Raw genomic sequence first — 19,149 nt, forward strand, 5'->3', positions numbered from 1 at the left:
ATGCAGGTCAGAAATGCCGCGTAACGTGATGGTAGCAAAGGCTTATTGCTGGTTCTTCTTGTTGAAGATGGAGGACAAGGTCGGTTGCGGTGCAGGCGGCGGCGCTTCCGGTTTTTTTGCAACCTCCTCGATAGCAGCCACTGCGGCAGCCGCCCGCTTGGCGGTGACGCGTCGCCGTGGCGGCGGCTTGGCCGCGACCGGCGGATCATCCACCGACAGCCGCTGGCCGTCAAAAATCGTGGTCTCGCAGGCACGGTTGTTCTCGGCCATGACGGCGCAGATCTTGGCGGCAGCGCCGGCGTCGTGCAGCGGACCGGCAACTAGGCGAAGCTGCATGCCGAGCCCGTTGGTCGCTTCCTTGATCACGATGATCGGGCGCAGCGCCGCCAGCGCCGCGTTCGATCTTGATTTGAGCAGCCCGCGCCACAACGCGCGCAGCCCGTTCACCGAATTGGCGGTGCCGAGATCGACGCCGAATTCGGTCCGCTGCAGCACGATCTTCGGCGCGTCGTCCAACTCCGCATCGCCCGACGCCGAAGCGGGCGCCACGACATCGGGGATTGGGCCCGCGATGACCGCGCCCGGCGTCTTGCCTGGCTCGACCAGCTTGCCGGCCGCCGGATCGGGCGGGGCCAACATCGAACGGGAAGCGATCAGCGGCGTAGCGGGCGATGGTTTTGACGGCTCCGCCGTGGCCGGGCCGGGCTTTCCGGTATCCGACTTGGCAGTATCCGACTTCATGGCGTCCGGTTTGGCCATGTCTGACTTGACCATGTCCGTCTTGCCGGGAGCGTCGGGCTTTGCAACATCCGGCTTTGCAGCGTCCGACTTTGCAGCGTCCGATGCGTCCGACTTGGCGGTTTCAGGCCTTGCGGCTTCCGCCTTGTTCGTAACCGTCTTCGCGGCATCCTTTGTGACGGCCGAGACCGTCGCCGGCTCGGCGCCGGCAGATTTGTCGGCGGCTGGGGCGGTTGCAACCGGCGCGATCGGCGGATGCGGGCTTTGCGCGGCCTGCGGTTCCGCGCGGGCCGTCGGCGGCGAGCCGGCCGCGGAACTCTGCCTGGCGATGGCGCCGGTGACGGATTCCAGCCCATGTTCCAGGCCGGTGACGCGGGCGTACAGCCGGTCGCGGTCGGTATTGAGCGTCTCGATCGCCGCCGCCAGCCGCCGCGCCTCGTTGTGGGTTTCCTTGGCCACCGTCTGGATCTGCTGCGCCTGCCGCATCAGGTCGGCGGCGGCGACCTGTTCGCGCCGCACTCCGAGCGAGGACTGGTTGGCCATCACGGCCAGGATCACCGCGCAGGTCGCGCCGACGCCCCAGGACGCAAGCCGCCACAGCGTGCGGCGGTCGAGCTCGTTGTCCTCGGCCAGCAAACCGCCAAGCACCCCGCTGGCGTCGTCCGCCTCGAGGTCCGCGAGATGGTCAGTTTTCTTGGCCAAGCGCCCCTGGCCCTCCTCAAGGCCTGCCGAATCACAGGCCAAAGATTAACAGGAAAAGCGACCGCCACTTGAATCCGGACCTTTTCGGGGCAGTGATTCGGTTTGATCTCCACGGGAAAACAATTAAGACGGCCGGCACCCCCCGTTCGCACTGGACCAGACAAGGACCACAATGACTGCTCGATCCAGCCTGACTGTCGTTCTTGCGGCCGGCGAGGGCACGCGCATGCGGTCGTCCAGGCCGAAAGTGCTGCACGAGGTCGCCGGCCGGTCGCTGCTGGCAAACGTGCTGAACGCCGCCCCGCACGGACCGGGCTCGGCACTGGCGGTCGTGATCGGGCCGGACCATAAGGCGGTCGCCGAGGAGGCGAGGCGCGTGCGGTCCGATGTCGCCACCTTCGTCCAGGCCGAACGGCTCGGCACCGCCCATGCCGTGCTTGCCGCCCGCGAAGCGATCGCGCGTGGCGCCGAGGACTTAGTGGTGGCGTTCGGCGACACCCCCTTGATCTCGGCGGAGACGTTTGAACGACTGCGCGCGCCGCTGGCCAAGGGCGCGGCGCTTGCCGTTCTCGGCTTCCGCGCCGCCGATCCGACCGGTTATGGCCGGCTGCTGCTCGAGAACGGCCATCTGGTCGCGATCCGCGAGCATGCTGACGCCACGGAAGAAGAGCGCAAGGTCACGCTGTGCAACGCCGGCGTGATGGCCTTCGCGGGTGCCCGCGCGCTTGAAGTCTTGGACCGCATCGGCAATGCCAACAGCAAGAGTGAATATTATCTGGTCGATGCCGTCGAGATTGTCAGGGAAATGGGATTGGAGGCCGTCGTGATCGAAACCAGCGAGGATGAAGTGCGCGGCATCAACAACAAGGCGCAGTTGGCCGAGGCCGAAGCCGTGATGCAGGCGCGGCTGCGAAAGGCGGCGCTCGACGCCGGCGTGACGCTGGTAGCGCCCGAGACGGTTTATCTTGCCGCCGACACCACATTCGGCAGCGACGTCACCATCGAGCCGTTCGTGGTGATCGGCCCCGGCGTCACGATTGCCGATGGCGCGGTGATCCATTCGTTCTCGCACATCGTGCAGAGTTCGATCGGCAAAAACGCGCTCGTCGGCCCCTATGCCCGCATGCGACCGGGCACCTCGCTTGGCGACGGCGCGAAGATCGGCAATTTCGTCGAGACCAAGGCGGCGACGATCGAGGCAGGCGCCAAGATCAACCATCTCTCCTATGTCGGCGACGCCCATGTCGGCGCCAAGGCCAATCTCGGCGCCGGCACCATCACCTGCAACTATGACGGCTTCTTCAAGCACAAGACGCTGATCGGCGAGGGCGCGTTCGTCGGTACCAACACCTCGCTGGTCGCACCGGTCAAGATCGGCAACGGCGCCTATATCGGCTCGGGCTCGGTCATCACCAAGGACGTGCCTGATGATGCGATGGCGGTGGAGCGCAGCCCGCAGAGCAACCGCGAGGGCGGCGCGGCAAGGTATCGCGAGATGAAGCTGCGGGGGAAGGAGGGGAAGAAGGGGTGATAACCGCGGCGTTATTGCGAGGAGCCATAGCGAAGAAGCAATCTAGTTCTGCATGACTAGGAAAATCTCAACGGCAATGTTGAATTGCGGTGACAGCGCGGCCCCAGATACTTTAATTGCTGGAATGGTTCACAGGACGACGACTGACAGCGCAGATGCCTGGAGCGTCCTCAATCGCCTTCAGGACGCTGTGAACAAGGAGTTCGGGCTCAAGTTGCGCCTTGAAAGAAAATCGTTCACTCATCAACCGACCCTGCCAATTTGAGCATGTCGTAGCGTCGCTCTCGGATGACAACCATTATCGCTCAAGACGTTCGGATTACGGAGGAGGCGTAGCCCGGATGACCGAAAGGAATCCGGGCTTGTGGGCTTATCCGCGCAGCTCGCCGCGTCATGTGGACGACGACGCAATTGCATTTTGTTTGGAACGGAGTTGATAACCGTCACCCGATAGCGGGGTCATAGACGATGCAGTCAACGTGCGCCATGCTTTCATGGATCGACGACTCTCTGCACAGTGCCGATTTCGTGATGCAGCCCCCGCCGGAATGTAACCCAACTCATACACCTGTGGTTGAACAGCCTCCTAAGCTCGCAGCCCTCATCTCTCAAATCCTTTGGAGGTCGAGATGGCTACGAACCAAACCCACGCGAGCGCTGACCGCCAAAACCATCCGCTGCTCGATAACCTTCGCGAGATGCATGCGGCCGCGGGCGAGCGGGGCCTCTTCACCTACAGCGTCAAGGTCGTGTGCGGCAGGCAGACCGGAGGGGACTGTTGCTGTGTCGCAGGGACCCGGCCTGGCCTCTATGCGACGGAGGTCAACATCCAGAATTTCAATCTGGTGCAGACGCCGGTTCTGAAATTCGTTCAACCGTTGATCCACGGCGTCGTGCTGGCGCGTGAGCCCGACGTCACGAATCCTGCTGCGCTTCCCAAGCGCCAGCTCGAGACCATCATCCTTCCGCCGCTGGCGGCGACGATGGACGATTGCTGCCGCATCGCCGACATGCTGCCGGCCCCGAGCGGCGAGGCCCCGCTCACTATCGCCATCCTGTCGATCGCGAGCCCGCTGGAACTGTCGGTATCGGCGGTCTACACGGCGAACCCGCTGAACGGCGACGGCGTCAGCATCGATGTCGAGTATGTTCCGTCACGATTGCTGGCGATCGGCGGCCAGGGTTAGCGCAGGAAGCCGCCATCATTGCGAGCGCAGCGAAGCAATCCACCTCATCGCCCGGGGATTGATGGATTGCTTCGCTGCGCTCGCAATGACGGGGAAAGGCCCAGCTTCCCTCATCCCGGGAAGCCCGCGGAGCGGGGGTCTCGAAGGAACGGGGCCGCCTGTTAAGCTTTCTGCTTGAGACTGTCTCAATACGCAACAATTATTGAGTACCGGTCGGCCTGTCATTACCGTTAAGAGACTAGCGGGTTACGACGCGCTATCGTCGATTTGGGGAAATTGAACCGCATGTGCGGCATTGTCGGCATTCTTGGGAAAGCTCCGGTCGCGGAGCTGTTGGTAGACTCACTCAAGCGGCTTGAATATCGCGGCTATGATTCCGCAGGCGTTGCCACGCTCGAAGGCGATCATCTGGAACGCCGCCGCGCCGAGGGCAAGCTGAAGAACCTCGAGAAGCGGCTCGACGCCGAGCCGCTGCAGGGGCACACCGGCATCGGCCACACCCGCTGGGCCACCCACGGCAAGCCGACCGAGAACAACGCCCATCCGCATGCGACCGAACGCGTCGCCGTGGTTCACAACGGCATCATCGAGAATTTCCGCGAGCTGCGCGAGGCGCTAGAGAAGCAGGGCGCGGTCTTCAAGACCGAAACCGATACCGAGATCGTGCTCCACCTCGTCGACAGTTTTCTGCAGAAGGGCGTCAAGCCGGTCGAGGCGGTGAGGGCGGCGCTATCGGAGCTGCGCGGCGCGTTCGCGCTCGGTTTCATCTTCGCCGGCAATGACGATCTGCTGATCGGCGCCCGCAACGGCCCGCCGCTCGCAGTCGGCCATGGCGACGGCGAGATGTTTCTGGGGTCGGACGCGATCGCGCTCGGGCCGTTCACCGATACGATCAGCTATCTCGAGGACGGCGACTGGGTGGTGCTGACGCGCAAGGGCGCCACGATCTACGACAAGAACAACGCGATCGTGCAGCGCGAGGCGGTCAAGCACAGCGCCGCGACCTCGCTGGTCGACAAGGCGAACTACCGCCACTTCATGGCCAAGGAGATCCACGAGCAGCCCGAAGTGGTCGGGCATACGCTGGCGCGCTATGTCGACATGGCGAGCGAGCGGGTGACGCTGCCGATCAAGCTGCCGTTCGACTTCAAGGACATCCAGCGCATTTCGATCACGGCCTGCGGCACTGCGAACCTTGCCGGCTACGTCGCCAAATACTGGTTCGAGCGGCTGGCGCGCCTGCCGGTCGAAATCGATATCGCCTCCGAATTCCGCTACCGCGAGGCGCCGCTCCGCAAGGGCGATCTTGCGATCTTCATTTCGCAGTCGGGCGAGACCGCCGACACGCTGGCCGCGCTGCGCTACGCCAAGGCCGAGGGCGCTCACACCCTTTCTGTCGTGAACGTGCCGACCTCGACGATCGCGCGCGAAAGCGAAACCGTGCTGCAGACACTCGCCGGTCCCGAGATCGGCGTCGCCTCGACCAAGGCCTTCACGTGCCAGTTGATGGTGCTGGCCTCGCTCGCAGTCGCGGCCGGCAAGGCGCGCGGCGAATTGTCTGATGAGGACGAGGCCAAGCTCGTGCATGGTCTCGTCGAGATCCCGCGCCTGATGACGGCGGCGCTGACCATCGAGCCGCAAATCGAGAAGCTGGCGCGCGAGCTGTCGAAATCCAAGGACGTGCTCTATCTCGGCCGCGGCACCAGCTATCCGCTGGCGCTGGAGGGCGCGCTGAAACTGAAGGAAATCTCCTACATTCACGCCGAGGGCTATGCCGCCGGCGAGCTCAAGCATGGACCGATCGCGCTGATCGACGAGAACATGCCCGTCGTGGTGATCGCGCCCCACGATCGCGTGTTCGAGAAGACCGTTTCCAACATGCAGGAAGTCGCGGCGCGCGGCGGCAACATCATCCTGATGACCGACGCCAAGGGCGCGGCGGAAGCCACCGTCGACAGCCTGGTCACCATCGTGCTGCCGGACATGGCGGCGACGTTCAGCCCGATGGTCTATGCCGTCCCGGTGCAGCTGCTGGCCTATCATACCGCCGTGGTGATGGGCACCGACGTCGACCAGCCGCGAAATCTCGCGAAATCGGTAACGGTCGAATAGTCAAGTGGCAATTGGCTGTCACGCCGGCTCTTCAAAAAGCTGCTAGGATGGCTTAGCTCAGACAAGCCGCTGCTCCGACCTGGAACCACGATGAACCGCGAAGAACTGCCCCCGAATGCGCCTCCGGACGCCCCCTTGCCGGAGGAGGGGCACCCGCCCGGGCTGATGGCCCGTTTCCGGAACTATTTTCTGACCGGACTGATTGTCGCAGGGCCGGTCGCGATCACCCTCTACCTGACCTGGTGGTTCGTGAACTGGGTGGACAGCATCGTCCGTCCGTTCGTGCCGACGGTCTACCGGCCCGAAACCTACCTGCCGTTCGGCCTGCCGGGCTCTGGGCTGATCGTCGCCGTGGTCGCGCTGACGCTGCTCGGCTTCCTCACCGCCAATTTGATCGGGCGGACGCTGGTCGACCTCGGCGAGCGGTTGCTCGGCCGCATGCCGGTCGTGCGCGCGATCTATCGCGGCCTCAAGCAGGTGTTCGAGACGCTGTTCTCGGGCAAGGGGTCGAGCTTCCGACGCGTCGGTCTGGTCGAATTCCCTTCGCCCGGCATGTGGTCGATCGTGCTGATCTCGCAGGCGCCGAGCGCCAATGTCGCCAGCCAATTACCCGGCGAGGAGGAGCATATCTCGGTGTTCCTGCCCTGCGCGCCGAACCCGACCACGGGTTTCTTCTTCTACGTGCCCAGAAGCAAGATCATCGAAGTCGACATGACCACCGAGGACGCCGCGACGCTGATCATGTCCGCCGGCGTGGTGCAGCCCGGCTCCGACCCGCAGAAGCGCAACGCCGCACTCGCCGGCATGGCGAACGCCGCGCGCGTCGCCAATACCGCCGCCGGGCTGAAGCCGGCTCCCGCAAAGGTGAAGGTGGAATAGGGGCGTGCAACGTTCCTCCATCGTCATTGCGAGCGTAGCGAAGCAATCCACCTCTCCGTTATGCCGTGGCATGGATTGCTTCGCTGCGCTCGCAATGACGGATGAACAGGCCGATCAATGACCAAAAAAATCGAAGGCATCATTCCCGTGATGATCACGCCGTTCACCGCGAGCGGCGCGATCGACTATCCCGGCCTCGGCCGTCTCGTGGAATGGTACATCGACAACGGCTCGGACGCGTTATTTGCGGTCTGCCAGTCCAGCGAGATGCAGTTCCTCAGTCTTGACGAGCGTGTCGCGCTGGCCGCCTTCGTCAGACGAGCCGCCGCAGGCCGGGTGCCCGTCATCGCCTCCGGTCACATCAGCGAAAGCCTTGACGATCAGCTCGCCGAATTGACTGCGATTGCCGCGACCGGCGTCGACGGCATGGTGCTGGTCACCAACCGGCTCGATGCCAAGCGGGAAGGCGGAGCTAAGTTCATCGACGATCTGACCTGGCTGCTCGACCGGCTGCCAAGAGAAATCCCACTCGGTCTCTACGAATGCCCGGCGCCGTATCGCCGTCTGCTCACCGACGACGAGCTGAAATTCTGCGCCACGAGCGGCCGCTTCGTCATCCTCAAGGACGTCTCCTGCGACCTCGAAACGGTTAAACGTCGGGTGGCGCTGACGAAGGGAACGCCCCTCGCGATCGTCAATGCCAATGCGGCGATTGCCTTCGATGCGATGAAGTCGGGATCGCGCGGCTTCACCGGCGTGTTCACGAACTTCCACCCCGATCTCTACAAGTGGCTGATGACCGAGCACGCCAGCCATCCTGATCTGGCGGACGAGCTCTCGGTCCATCTTGCGCTGTCGGCGATGGCCGAGCCGATGGGCTATCCGAAACTGGCAAAATTCTACCACCAGCGTCTCGGCACTTTCGCTTGCACCGACAGCCGCGCCGTCACTTTCGACATCCACGAGAAATTCTGGGCACTGGACGCGCTGCTCGACAAGATCGTCGCGGGCACCGAGCACTACCGTCGCCGCATTGCCAAGCTTGAAGCGAGGGTCTATCCCGCGCCGATCAGCGGCACGGCCTCATCGCGCTCATACAGGTAAAGCAGGCAGCGCAGCGCCTCACTGCGCTCGCCCTTGAGTTTTGGGTTGTCCTTCATGATCCGCAGCGCCTCGTCGCGCGCCTGCGTGATCAGCTGCGCGTGGACGTCGGAGCGGGCGATGCGGTAGCCGGGCAAGCCGCTCTGGCGGATGCCGAGCACGTCGCCTTCGCCACGGAGCTTGAGGTCCTCCTCGGCGATCCGAAAGCCGTCGGTGGTCTCGCGGATCACCTTGAGCCGCGCCTTCGACATCTCGCCGAGCGGCTCCTTGTAGAGCAGCAAGCAGGTCGAGGCCTCCGATCCGCGCCCGATCCGGCCGCGGAGCTGGTGAAGCTGCGCGAGCCCAAAACGCTCGGCGTTCTCGATCACCATGATGGTCGCCGCCGGAACGTCGACGCCGACCTCGACCACCGTGGTCGCCACCAATAGACCGATCTCGTGCGTGGCGAACTGCGCCATCACGCGGTCCTTGTCCGTGCCCTTCATCTGGCCGTGGACGAGGCCGACCTTGTTGCCAAAACGCTGCTGCAGCTTGTCGAACCGCTCCGTCGCGTTGGTGAGATGCTCGGTGCCCTCGGCCTCCGATTCCTCCACCAGCGGACAGATCCAGTACACCAGCTTGCCGGCCTTGAGCGCGCGGCCGACTGCATCGACCACTTCATCGAGCCGGCTGGCGGGAACCGCGCGGGTCTCGATCGGCTGGCGGCCGGCCGGCTTCTCGCGCAGCTCCGAGACATCCATGTCGCCGAAGTAGGTCAGCACCAGCGTCCGCGGGATCGGCGTCGCGCTCAGCACCAGCACATCGACCGCGTCGCCCTTGTTGGTCAGCGCCAGCCGCTCGCGCACGCCGAAGCGATGCTGTTCGTCGACTACGGCCAACGCCAGCGACTTGAAGATCACGTCGTCCTGGATCAGGGCGTGGGTGCCGACCAGAAAATCGATCTCGCCGGCCCCGAGCTGGGCCAGAATCTCGCGGCGCTCCTTGCCCTTCTCGCGTCCGGTCAGGATCGCGACGCGAAGGCCGGCACGTTCGGCCAGCGGGGCGATGGTCTTGATATGCTGGCGCGCGAGGATTTCGGTCGGCGCCATCAGCGCGGCCTGCTTGCCTACCTCGGTGACGGCAGCGGCGGCGAGCAGCGCCACCACCGTCTTGCCGGAGCCGACATCGCCCTGCAGCAGCCGCAGCATCCGCACCGGCTGGCGAAGGTCCTCGGTGATGGCGGCGACCGCTTCGCGCTGCGAGGACGTCAGCGCGTAAGGCAGCGCGTCGATGATCTTGTGGCGGAGATGGCCGTCGCCGGCGTTGCGGTCGCCGGCCGGGCGGCGCAGTTGCGCGCGCACGAGCGCCAGCGCCAGCTGACCGGCCAGCAATTCATCGAACGCCAGGCGCGACCAGAACGGGCCATCGGGCAGAATGTCCGTGAGTTCGACCGGCACATGCACGCGGTTCAAGGCTTCCCGGATCGGCGGAAAGCTGCAGCGTCGCATCACTTCCGGACTGATCCATTCGGGCAGGTCCGGCAGCTTCTGCAGCGACTGCGCGATCGCGCGGCGGAGCGAGCCGAGCGCGAGGCCTTCGGTCAGCGGATAGACCGGATCGATGCCGGACAGTTTCGAAAACGCCGCCTCGTCCACGACGCGGTCGGGATGCACGATCTGCGGCATGCCGTCATACATTTGCAGCGTGCCCGAGACGAAGCGCCTCTCGCCGACCGGCAGCAATTTCTCGACGTAGCCTGGCTTGGCGCGAAAGAACGTAAGCACGACATCGCCGGTGTCGTCAGAGGCATAGACGAGGTAGGGTGCGCGGGAATTGCGCGGCGGGGGCGGCCGGTGGCGGTCGATTGTGACCTCCAGCGTCACCACGGTTCCCTGCGTTGCCTCGCGGATCTTCGGCCGCGCGCGGCGGTCGATCACGCTCGCCGGCAAATGCAGCAGCAGATCGACGAGCCGCGGCGTATCATCGCGCGAGAGCAGATAGCGCAGCAGCTTATCCTGCTTCGGCCCGACGCCGGGAAGGCTGGTGACCGGTGCAAACAGGGGATTGAGCAGGGTGGGGCGCATCCATCCCTCTTCAAGATGATGGATTGCCGGGTCAAGCCCGGCAATGACGGCATGGGTGATAATTCACCGCTTAGCGAGGGCTGACATTGCCGATCCAGACCGCTATATCAACCCCGCCCGGCACGTCCGGGCTTTTGGCGTTTCGAACGGAATGGGACAATGACGGGTACGACACGATCGAGCGGCGGCCTAGACGACCGCCGCAAGCGGCTTTTGTTCCGTTGCTGGCACCGTGGCACCCGCGAGATGGACCTCATCCTCGGCCGCTTTGCGGATGCCGAGATCGCGGCGATGCGCGACGATGAGCTAGCCGAGCTCGAACGCCTGATCGAGGTGCCCGATCCCGATCTCTATGCCGCGCTGATCGGCGACCAGCCGCTGCCGCCGGAATACACCGGCCGGTTGTTCGAGCGCATCAAGGCGTTCCGCGCCGTGGACCACGACGCATGAAGGCGCCAGTCAAATCACCTGCGGCGCTGTTGGCCCCCGGTCGCGCGCTGACTTTCGCCAATGTCGCAGAGGGCGCCGAAGGCCTCGTTATTTCGGACCTTGCGCGCGCGGTGGCGGCGAAGCCGAAACCGCCGGCCGTGAGCCTTGCTGTGGTCTGCCGCGATGGCCCGCGGATGCAACAGCTCGCGCGGGCGCTGGAGTTCTTCGCGCCCGATCTGCCGGTGATGCAGTTTCCGGCCTGGGATTGCCAGCCCTATGACCGGGTGTCGCCGCATGGCGGCATCCTGGCGCAGCGCCTGACCACGCTGGCGCGGCTGTCGCGCCTGCAGGGCAGCGACAAGCCGCTGATCGTGTTGACGACCGTGAACGCGATCGTGCAGCGCGTGCCGGCGCGCGAGGTGGTGGCGGCGCAGGCGCTGTCGGTGGCGCCCGGCCATGTCGTGCCGATGGACTCGATCGTCGCCTGGCTGGAGCACAATGGCTACAACCGCTCCTCCACGGTGCGCGAGCCCGGCGAATATGCCGTGCGCGGCGGCATCCTCGACCTGTTTCCGGCCGGGCTGGAGCAGCCGGTACGCTTCGACTTTTTCGGCGATAGCCTGGAATCGATCCGCACCTTCGATGCGGAAACCCAGCGCACGCTGCTCGACATGCGCGCGCTCGATCTGGTGCCGATCTCGGAATTCCAGCTTGTCAGCGAAACCATTCGCCGTTTCCGCATGGGCTATGTCGCGACCTTCGGCGCCCCGCAGCGCGACGATCCGCTCTATGAGGCCGTCAGCGAGGGCCGCCGCCATCCCGGCATGGAGCACTGGCTGCCGTTGTTCCAGGAGCGGATGGATACGCTGTTCGACTATCTCGACGGCGCCCCTATTGCGATCGAGCCGCAGAGCGAAGACGCCGCGCGCGAACGCTTCAAGCAGATCGCGGACTACTACGAGGCGAGGCGCGAGGCACTGGAACATCCGGGGTCGGGTGCGATCTACAAGCCGCTGCCGCCGGATCGTCTCTATCTGGCGGAAACGGAGTGGACGACGCGCCTGAGCGAAGCCGCCGTGGCGCGAATGACGCCGTTCGCGGTGCCCGATGGCGCGGCCGACGTCTTCGACGCCGGGGCAAGGCAGGGCCGCAACTTCACGCCGGAGCGCGCTGACACATCCGTCAACGTGTTCGAGGCCGTGGTGGCGCATGTGCTGGCGCTGCAGGCGCAGCGCAAGAAGGTGGTGGTTACGCTGTGGAGCGAGGGCTCGCGCGACCGCATGGCGAGCATGCTCAGGGACCACAAGCTTGCCAACGTCACCAGCGTCAACACTTGGCGCACGGTGCAGGCGACGCCGCGCAACGAGGCGATGCTGGCGGTCGTCGGCATGGAGAGCGGTTTCGAAACCGACGAATTCGCCGTTATCACCGAGCAGGACATTCTCGGCGACCGCCTGGTGCGGCCGCGCAAGGCGAGCCGCAAGCTCGAAAACTTCATCTCGGAAGTGACGAGCCTTGCGACCGGCGATCTCGTCGTGCATGTCGAGCACGGTATCGGCCGCTTTGTCGGCTTGCAGACGATCGAGGTCGGCGGCGCGCCGCATGACTGTCTCGAACTGCATTACGCCGCCGACACGAAACTGTTTCTACCCGTCGAGAACATCGAGTTGCTGTCGCGCTACGGCTCCGAGGGCACGACTGTCGAGCTCGACCGTCTCGGCGGCAGCGGCTGGCAGGCCCGCAAGGCCAAGCTGAAGAACCGCATCCGCGAGATTGCCGGTGAACTGATCAAGATCGCCGCCGAGCGGCATCTGCACGAAGCGCCGAAAATGCCGGTGCAGCCGCATGTCTATGACGAGTTCTGCGCCCGCTTCCCCTATGAGGAGACCGAGGACCAGCTCGGAGCCATCACCTCGACGCTGAAGGATCTCGAAAGCGGCCGTCCGATGGACCGGCTGATCTGCGGCGACGTCGGCTTCGGCAAGACCGAGGTGGCGCTGCGTGCGGCGTTCGCCGTCGCCCTCGAAGGCAGGCAGGTCGCTGTCGTGGTGCCGACCACGTTGCTGGCGCGCCAGCACAGCCGGAATTTCGCCGAGCGCTTCCGCGGCTTCCCGGTCAATGTCGCGCAGGCCTCGCGCCTGATCCCGGCCAAGGAGCTGACCCAGGTCAAGAAGGGACTGACCGAGGGCTCCGTCGATATCGTCGTCGGCACCCATGCGCTGCTCGGCAAGTCGATCAAGTTCAAGGACCTTGGCCTGTTGATCGTCGACGAGGAGCAGCACTTTGGCGTCAGCCACAAAGAGCGGCTCAAGCAGCTGCGGGCGCAGGTCCATGTGCTGACGCTGAGCGCAACGCCAATTCCGCGCACCCTTCAACTGGCTTTGACCGGCGTGCGCGATCTCTCGATCATCGCCTCGCCCCCGGTCGACCGGCTGGCAGTACGCACCTTCGTGGCGCCGCACGATCCCCTGATGATCCGCGAGGCGCTGCTGCGCGAGCGCTACCGCGGCGGGCAGGCGTTTTATGTCGTGCCGCGCATCGAGGACCTCGCCAGCGTCAAGGACTTCCTCGACAAGAACGTGCCGGAGATGAAGGTCGCGGTTGCGCACGGCCAGATGCCGCCGACCGTGATCGAGGACATCATGTCGGCGTTCTACGACGGCAAATACGACGTCCTGCTCTCGACCACGATCGTCGAGTCCGGTCTCGACATTCCGAACGCGAATACGTTGATCGTGCACCGCGCTGATATGTTTGGCCTGGCTCAGCTCTATCAGCTGCGCGGACGGGTGGGCCGCTCGAAGCTGCGGGCCTATGCGCTGTTCACGCTGCCGGCGCAGCAGAAGATCACCGCGCAGGCCGAGCGGCGGCTGAAAGTGCTGCAGTCGCTGGAAACGCTCGGCGCCGGCTTCCAGCTCGCCTCGCACGACCTCGATATCCGCGGCGCCGGCAATCTGCTCGGCGAGGAGCAGTCTGGGCACATCAAGGAAGTCGGCTTCGAGCTCTATCAATCGATGCTGGAGGAGGCGATCCTCAACCTCAAGGCCGGCGTGGTCGAGCCCGCCGCCGATCGCTGGTCGCCGCAGATCACCATCGGCATGCCAGTCCTGATCCCCGAGGATTACGTCAACGACCTCGCGGTGCGGCTGTCGCTGTATCGCCGGCTCGCCGATCTCGAAACCGACGAGGAGATCGACAATTTCGCCGCCGAGATGCGCGACCGCTTCGGCGTGCTGCCGGACGAGGTCCGCTATCTCTTCAAGGTCGCGGCGATCAAGGCCTATTGCCGCAGGGCCAATGTCGAGAAGATCGACGCCGGGCCGAAGGGCGCGGTGATCACCTTCCGCGACAACAGCTTCGCCCAGCCGGACCGCCTCGTCGCCTTCATCCGCCAGCACGGCCAGGCCGCCAAGGTACGGCCCGACATGAAGGTGGTGTTCCTGCAGACCTGGAAGACGCCGGAGGAGCGGCTGATGGGCACGACCGAGATCATGCGCCAGCTCGCCAACCTCGCGGAAAGCAAGAAGGCGGCGTAGTTGGTCTTGTGTCCCGGACGCGGTGCGGCGCGAAGCGCTGCGCCGCAGAGCCGGGACTCACTTTCGGCTGCGGATGGACCCCGGATCAGCAGTCACCGCTGACGCGCTGCGCAGCGTCCGGGGAACGGTGCCGCCAGAGATAGGGCTACGACGCCACCCGGCGTCCATCCTCCTGCAGCCGCGACCGCAGCGATTTTGCGGAATCGTTCGGCAGCAGCGTTGCGACCGATACCGTTGGGTCCGAGGGCGTATCGCGCCTGCCGTGGCTGGTATGGCGCATCACGCTCGATAGGCGCCGCGCGATGGTATGGGCCGTCTTCAGGTCGGCCTCAGTGAACACCACGACCACGGAGCCGTCTTCCTGGGCGGCGCCAAAATCCATCCGCCGCATCAGGCGGCTGATGATCCGCGCCCCGTCGAATTGCGCGCGGGGATGGTCGGGATCGAACGCAAAGCGGGCGACTGACAATCCGCCGCCGCGTTGCTGGGTCTGGTAGACGGCGCTGGCGAAGTCGCGCTCGAAGGCCTCCACCGTGAGCAGTCCGGTCCGTGCGTCGATCAGGCCATTGGCGTCGATGGCCTTCAATGTACGGGCGAGATGCGCCTCGAAGGCGTGCTGGCGGACCAGCGGCAGCGCCGTTGCCACCACGTTGGAGGCGTCGCCGGAGATCATTTCGAGGTTCGGCAGATCGTAGGTTGGCGCAAGGTCACCCACCGTCACCACGACCGGAAGGTTGCGGAAGCGGGCGTCCTCCGTCAGCACGGTCAGGAAGGCATCGATCACGCGAAGGCTGAAGCCTTCGCCGAGTACAATGCCGTCGATGTCGCGGGCGTTGAGATGTTTGGCCGCTGCTTCGATCGAGAGCGCGCCGACCACGCCGATGCGCTCGCCAAGCGCAACCGAAAGCGCGGGATAGGCGCCGCCGCGGCCCACCAGCAGCAAGGTGGCGTCGCGCGCCGGGTCGATCTGCGACAGCGTCATCGGTGCCGCCGGGACGAGGCGGCGCATCACAGTCGCATGCAACGACCGTATGCGCAGCGCGGCGCGCAGGCGGCCCACCAGGCGGTCGATCCCGCCTTGTTGGGCTTGCGCGTCCTGGCTCTGAAAGAACGGAATGACATTGTCCGGAATGGCGGCCGGCGGGTCGACTGCGACCAGGGGCAGATAAGGCTGGCGCGCTGCGACCCGCGCTGCCAGCTCAGCCAGTTCGGCTTCGTTGGTGGCAGAGGGGGCGGCTAGCACGGCAGCGGGCTGCACCTGTTCGACGGCCCGCGCGGAATCCGTCCATTCGGTTTCGATCACCGGAAACAGCTTCGCGGCATCGAGCGCGGCGGCAAAAGGCGGCCGTCTCGCGGTCGACACGACGAGGATCGGGCCTTGCTGGGACATCTTGGAAACTCGGATCAGGCGCGGACTTGCGACCGCCCGATCCTAATTTGCGGCGCTTAATGCGCCGTCAACGGAGGACCATCAAAAGGTGCTCAGGCAGCGCTGCTCCGATCGCGAAAGGCTTCCACCATCAAGGGGTTAAGGCCTAGCTCTGTCAGCGCATCGCGAGCGCGGGCGTTGTCGAGCGCACGGCCGGCGAGGCGGTGGCCGCTCAGGCGGTCGGGCAGCGCGGTCAAGAGCGCCCCCTGGCCGAGCCGGCGCGCCCATTCCTGCAGGTCCTGGGCGAGGAAGCGGTAGCCGCCGACGGCCATCACGCCGGATGGCGGCGCGGTGATGTTGATCGCGCCGGTCACGCGGTCGAGCCGCGCCGCATAATCCGTATCGACATAGTCGCGCGGCGGCGCCGCGATCATGGAGTCGCTCGGCGGCGGAGGCGGCGCATAGGCCGCGACCGGCACCATCGGCCCGCGCAATCCCAGCGTTCCCCGCGTTGTCAGCAGGACTTCGCCCGCGATCGACGCCCCCGGCAAATCGCGTGGTGCGCCGTGGGGGCCGGGCTTAATCGGGGCCGGCGAGCCGTCTTCCGCGATCCGGCGTGCGCCGAACAGGCCGGCCTCGCCAAACAGATAGACGTCCGTCAGCGTCGCGTTTTTCGTCCCCCAGCCCGCGCTGGAGCCGACCTGCTCCGGCGTGCGCCACAGGCCGATGACATGGCGCAGGCTCGGCATCCGCGCGGCAAGGTCCATTTCGTCCAGCCGCAGCGCCAGCCCCGCCGGCGCAATCAGCGTGTCGCAACGCTGTTCGCTGACCTGCTGTTCGAGCACCTCGTCGTCGAACGGATGGTGCAGCACCAGCGTTCCGCCCGACAGCAGCCAAAGCGCCAGCGAGGAGGCGAGGCCGGCAAACGACATCGGCGAGAAGGCCGACAGTACGGTCGCGCCCTGCGGCACATCGCTTTCGAGCGAGATGGCAAGGCCGCCGGCAATCAGGCCGAGATGGGCGCGCGGCACCGGCCGGAAGCCGTCCGCGGTGACGTCAAAGGAAATCAGCGCCGGCTTGCGGCCGTCCTGGATCACGGCGCGCGCGGTCGGGGATTCCCGGAAGATCGCATTGTCGAGCGAGGCCATGCCTTCGGGCAGGTCGCTGCCGAAGCCGCAGACGTGACGGATCGAGAACGCCTCGGCGGCGGCGTTCATGGCGAGATCCGAATAACTCACGCCGTCGACCTTGCCGGTGGTCACGATCGCCCGCGCCGCGGTGCGGTTGAGCGCCATGGTCAGTTCCGACTGCCGCCAGAGCAGCGGCAGCACGGCGACGACAAGGCCGGCGCGGAAGGCGGCAAGCACCGTGATCGCGAATTCGATGGTGTTCGGCAGCTGGACGGCGATCACCGAATTGGACGGCAAGCCCGATTCGACGAAATGCGCCGCGAGCGACGAGATCATGCGGTCGGCCTGCGCGAAGGTCAGGCGCTTCGGCGGCTGGCCGGTCACGCGCATCTTGTTGGGCGGATCGATCAGCGCCATCGCGTCCGGCTGGCGCGCCAGGTTGCGTTTGAACAGCGTATCGAGGGTTGGCGAAGCGGTGGGCTGGGTCACGGCGTTACGTCGGCTCTATGAGGGTTGCACCACGTGGTGAGGTCACTTCGCTTGCGGCTTGTGCCACCAGGTCTCTGGAAGGTAACCCGATAACGCGGTCGCTGCAGGAATTTCTATCCGATTCCACCGCGCAATCCATTGCTCCTGCACGTTAAACACAGGGATCGCGTAGAAACCTGACATCAGGGCGCGGTCGAGCGCCCGCACGGCGGAGACGAAGGCGGGACGTTCGCGTGCCTGGAGCAGGGCGGCGATCATGGCGTCGATGGCGGGTTCTTTGGCGCCCATGTAGTTCCGCGTGCCCGTGATGTCGGCGGCCTGGCTGCCCCAGTAGAAGGACTGCTCATTGCCGGGGGACAGCGACTGATCCCAGCGGTTCTGCAGCATGTCGAACTCGTAGCCGAGCCGCCGCTGGTCGAACTGCACGGGATCGACGGCGCGCACGCTGGCCTCGATCCCGGCGCGCTTGAGGTCGCGCTGATAGGCGAGCGCAATCCGCTCCTGGTCGCGCGCCGTTACCAGGATTTCGAAGGTCAGCGGCGTCTTGGTCGAACGCTGCCGCAGCACGGCCCCGTCGAGGTCGTAGCCGGCTTCCGACAACAGGCTCAGCGCCTGGCGTAACGTCGTGCGATCACGGCCTGAACCATCGGTGACGGGCAGGCGGTAGCTGCCGTCGAGAATGTCCGGCCGGATGCGTTCGGCGAATGGCTTTAGCAACTCGCGCTCGCGCTCGTCGGCGGGCCGGCCATAGGCTGATAGTTCGGATCCTGCAAAGAAGCCGGCTGACCGGGCATACAGGCCGAAGAAATAGTTGCGGTTGATCCACTCGAAATCGAACAGCAGCGTCAACGCCTGCCGCACGCGGATGTCCGAAAACATCGGGCGGCGGGTGTTGAACACCAGAAATTCCGACGGCTGCGGCATTCCGGTCTTGATGGTGTCGCGGATCAATTCGCCGCTCTTGGCGGCCGGAAAATCGTAGCCGTCATGCCAGCGCAGCGGCTCGTATTCGACGCGAAAATCATAAAGGCCGCGCTTGAACGCCTCGAACTGGCTGTTGGCCTCGCGAAAGTAATCGAGCCTGATCTCGTCGAAGTTCCAGAGGCCCCGATTAACCGGCAGATCGCGGCCCCAGTAGTCGGGATTGCGGGTAAGCGTGACGGTGGCCCCGGGTTTGACCGCGGTGACGCGGTAGGGGCCGGAACCGACCGGTCCGGTCATCGTGGTTTCCTCGAATGTCGCGGGATCGACTGCGTGCTGCGGCAGGACCGGCATCAGACCGAGGATCAGCGGTAATTCGCGATCGTTCGCCCCGCCGAAATCGAATCGCACGGTGAGCGGGTCGGTCGCCTCGGCTTTTGCGACTTTGGAATAATACTGGCGGTGGTTGGGGCGGCCCTTGTCGCGCAGCAGCGCCCAGGAAAACAGGACGTCCTCGGCCGTCACCGGCTTGCCGTCGGCGAAGCGTGCCCTGGGGTCGAGACGGAAAGTGACGTAGCTGCGCGCATCGTCGGTCTCGACGCTCCGGGCCAAGAGGCCATAGAGCGTGAAGGCCTCGTCATTCCCGCGCGTCATCAGGCTCTCGACCACAAAGCCCCTGATCTGCTGAACGGCGAGGCCGCGGACAATCAGGGGATTGAGACTGTCGAAAGTTCCAAGGACGCCCCAGACCAGCCGCCCGCCCTTCGGCGCATCGGGATTGACGTAAGGCATGTGCGAGAAACCGGCGGGAACGGCCGGCTCGCCATGCATCGCCAGCGCGTGACTTTCGGCCGCCTTCGCCGAACCAACCGCAGCAAACAGGGCTACACCCAGCGCGAGGGCGGCCCACCTCAGTACACGCAGGGGGATACGCCCGGAACGGGGCATAGAGAGATCGGGAT

Annotated in this window: 12 protein-coding genes; 7 read left to right on the forward strand and 5 right to left on the reverse strand. The window is 65.4% G+C overall.

Annotated features, from left to right (window positions below):
- Nucleotides 1–42 precede the first annotated feature (42 nt).
- Nucleotides 43–1,440: a hypothetical protein gene (locus RX331_RS18750; protein ID WP_317257919.1), complete on the reverse strand. Its 1,398-nt coding sequence runs from the start codon at nt 1,438–1,440 to the stop codon at nt 43–45.
- 172 nt (nt 1,441–1,612) lie between these two features.
- Between RX331_RS18750 and glmU the strand changes: the two genes are divergently transcribed.
- From glmU to RX331_RS18775, 5 genes are all read left to right on the forward strand, one after another.
- Nucleotides 1,613–2,971 (forward strand): bifunctional UDP-N-acetylglucosamine diphosphorylase/glucosamine-1-phosphate N-acetyltransferase GlmU, encoded by a 1,359-nt coding sequence (glmU, locus tag RX331_RS18755; protein ID WP_317257920.1) that lies wholly within the window; start codon nt 1,613–1,615, stop codon nt 2,969–2,971.
- 629 nt (nt 2,972–3,600) lie between these two features.
- The gene (locus tag RX331_RS18760; protein WP_317257921.1) at nt 3,601–4,158 is read left to right on the forward strand and encodes a hypothetical protein; all 558 of its coding nucleotides are present in this window, start codon (nt 3,601–3,603) and stop codon (nt 4,156–4,158) included.
- A 285-nt stretch (nt 4,159–4,443) separates the two neighbouring features.
- Nucleotides 4,444–6,270, forward strand: a complete 1,827-nt coding sequence (gene glmS, locus RX331_RS18765; protein WP_317257922.1) for a glutamine--fructose-6-phosphate transaminase (isomerizing) — start codon at nt 4,444–4,446, stop codon at nt 6,268–6,270.
- 90 nt (nt 6,271–6,360) lie between these two features.
- On the forward strand, nt 6,361–7,149 hold the full coding sequence (locus tag RX331_RS18770) for a DUF502 domain-containing protein (protein WP_317257923.1): 789 nt from the start codon (nt 6,361–6,363) through the stop codon (nt 7,147–7,149).
- Nucleotides 7,150–7,266: 117 nt separating this feature from the next.
- Entirely contained in the window at nt 7,267–8,253 is a 987-nt protein-coding gene (locus RX331_RS18775; RefSeq protein ID WP_317257924.1) for a dihydrodipicolinate synthase family protein, read from the forward strand.
- Here RX331_RS18775 and recG read toward each other — a convergent pair.
- A complete protein-coding gene (gene recG, locus RX331_RS18780) occupies nt 8,205–10,313 on the reverse strand; it encodes an ATP-dependent DNA helicase RecG (RefSeq protein ID WP_317257925.1) in 2,109 nt (702 codons plus the stop codon). The genes RX331_RS18775 and recG overlap by 49 nt on opposite strands.
- A 159-nt stretch (nt 10,314–10,472) precedes the next feature.
- Between recG and RX331_RS18785 the strand changes: the two genes are divergently transcribed.
- Entirely contained in the window at nt 10,473–10,763 is a 291-nt protein-coding gene (locus tag RX331_RS18785) for a succinate dehydrogenase assembly factor 2 (RefSeq protein WP_317257926.1), read from the forward strand.
- Nucleotides 10,760–14,278: a transcription-repair coupling factor gene (gene mfd / locus RX331_RS18790; RefSeq protein WP_317257927.1), complete on the forward strand. Its 3,519-nt coding sequence runs from the start codon at nt 10,760–10,762 to the stop codon at nt 14,276–14,278. The genes RX331_RS18785 and mfd overlap by 4 nt, the downstream gene beginning before the upstream one ends.
- A gap of 145 nt (nt 14,279–14,423) precedes the next feature.
- Here the strand turns inward: mfd and RX331_RS18795 are convergent, their stop codons facing one another.
- The 3 genes from RX331_RS18795 to RX331_RS18805 all read right to left on the reverse strand — a co-directional run bounded on the left by RX331_RS18795 (nt 14,424) and on the right by RX331_RS18805 (nt 19,135).
- On the reverse strand, nt 14,424–15,668 hold the full coding sequence (locus RX331_RS18795) for a GGDEF domain-containing protein (protein WP_317257928.1): 1,245 nt from the start codon (nt 15,666–15,668) through the stop codon (nt 14,424–14,426).
- Between the two features lie 92 nt (nt 15,669–15,760).
- Nucleotides 15,761–17,266 (reverse strand): AMP-binding protein, encoded by a 1,506-nt coding sequence (locus tag RX331_RS18800; RefSeq protein ID WP_317257929.1) that lies wholly within the window; start codon nt 17,264–17,266, stop codon nt 15,761–15,763.
- A 42-nt stretch (nt 17,267–17,308) separates the two neighbouring features.
- Entirely contained in the window at nt 17,309–19,135 is a 1,827-nt protein-coding gene (locus RX331_RS18805) for an extracellular solute-binding protein (protein ID WP_317257930.1), read from the reverse strand.
- Nucleotides 19,136–19,149 lie beyond the last annotated feature (14 nt).

The organism is Bradyrhizobium sp. BWA-3-5 (assembly GCF_032917985.1).
Lineage (GTDB): Bacteria > Pseudomonadota > Alphaproteobacteria > Rhizobiales > Xanthobacteraceae > Bradyrhizobium.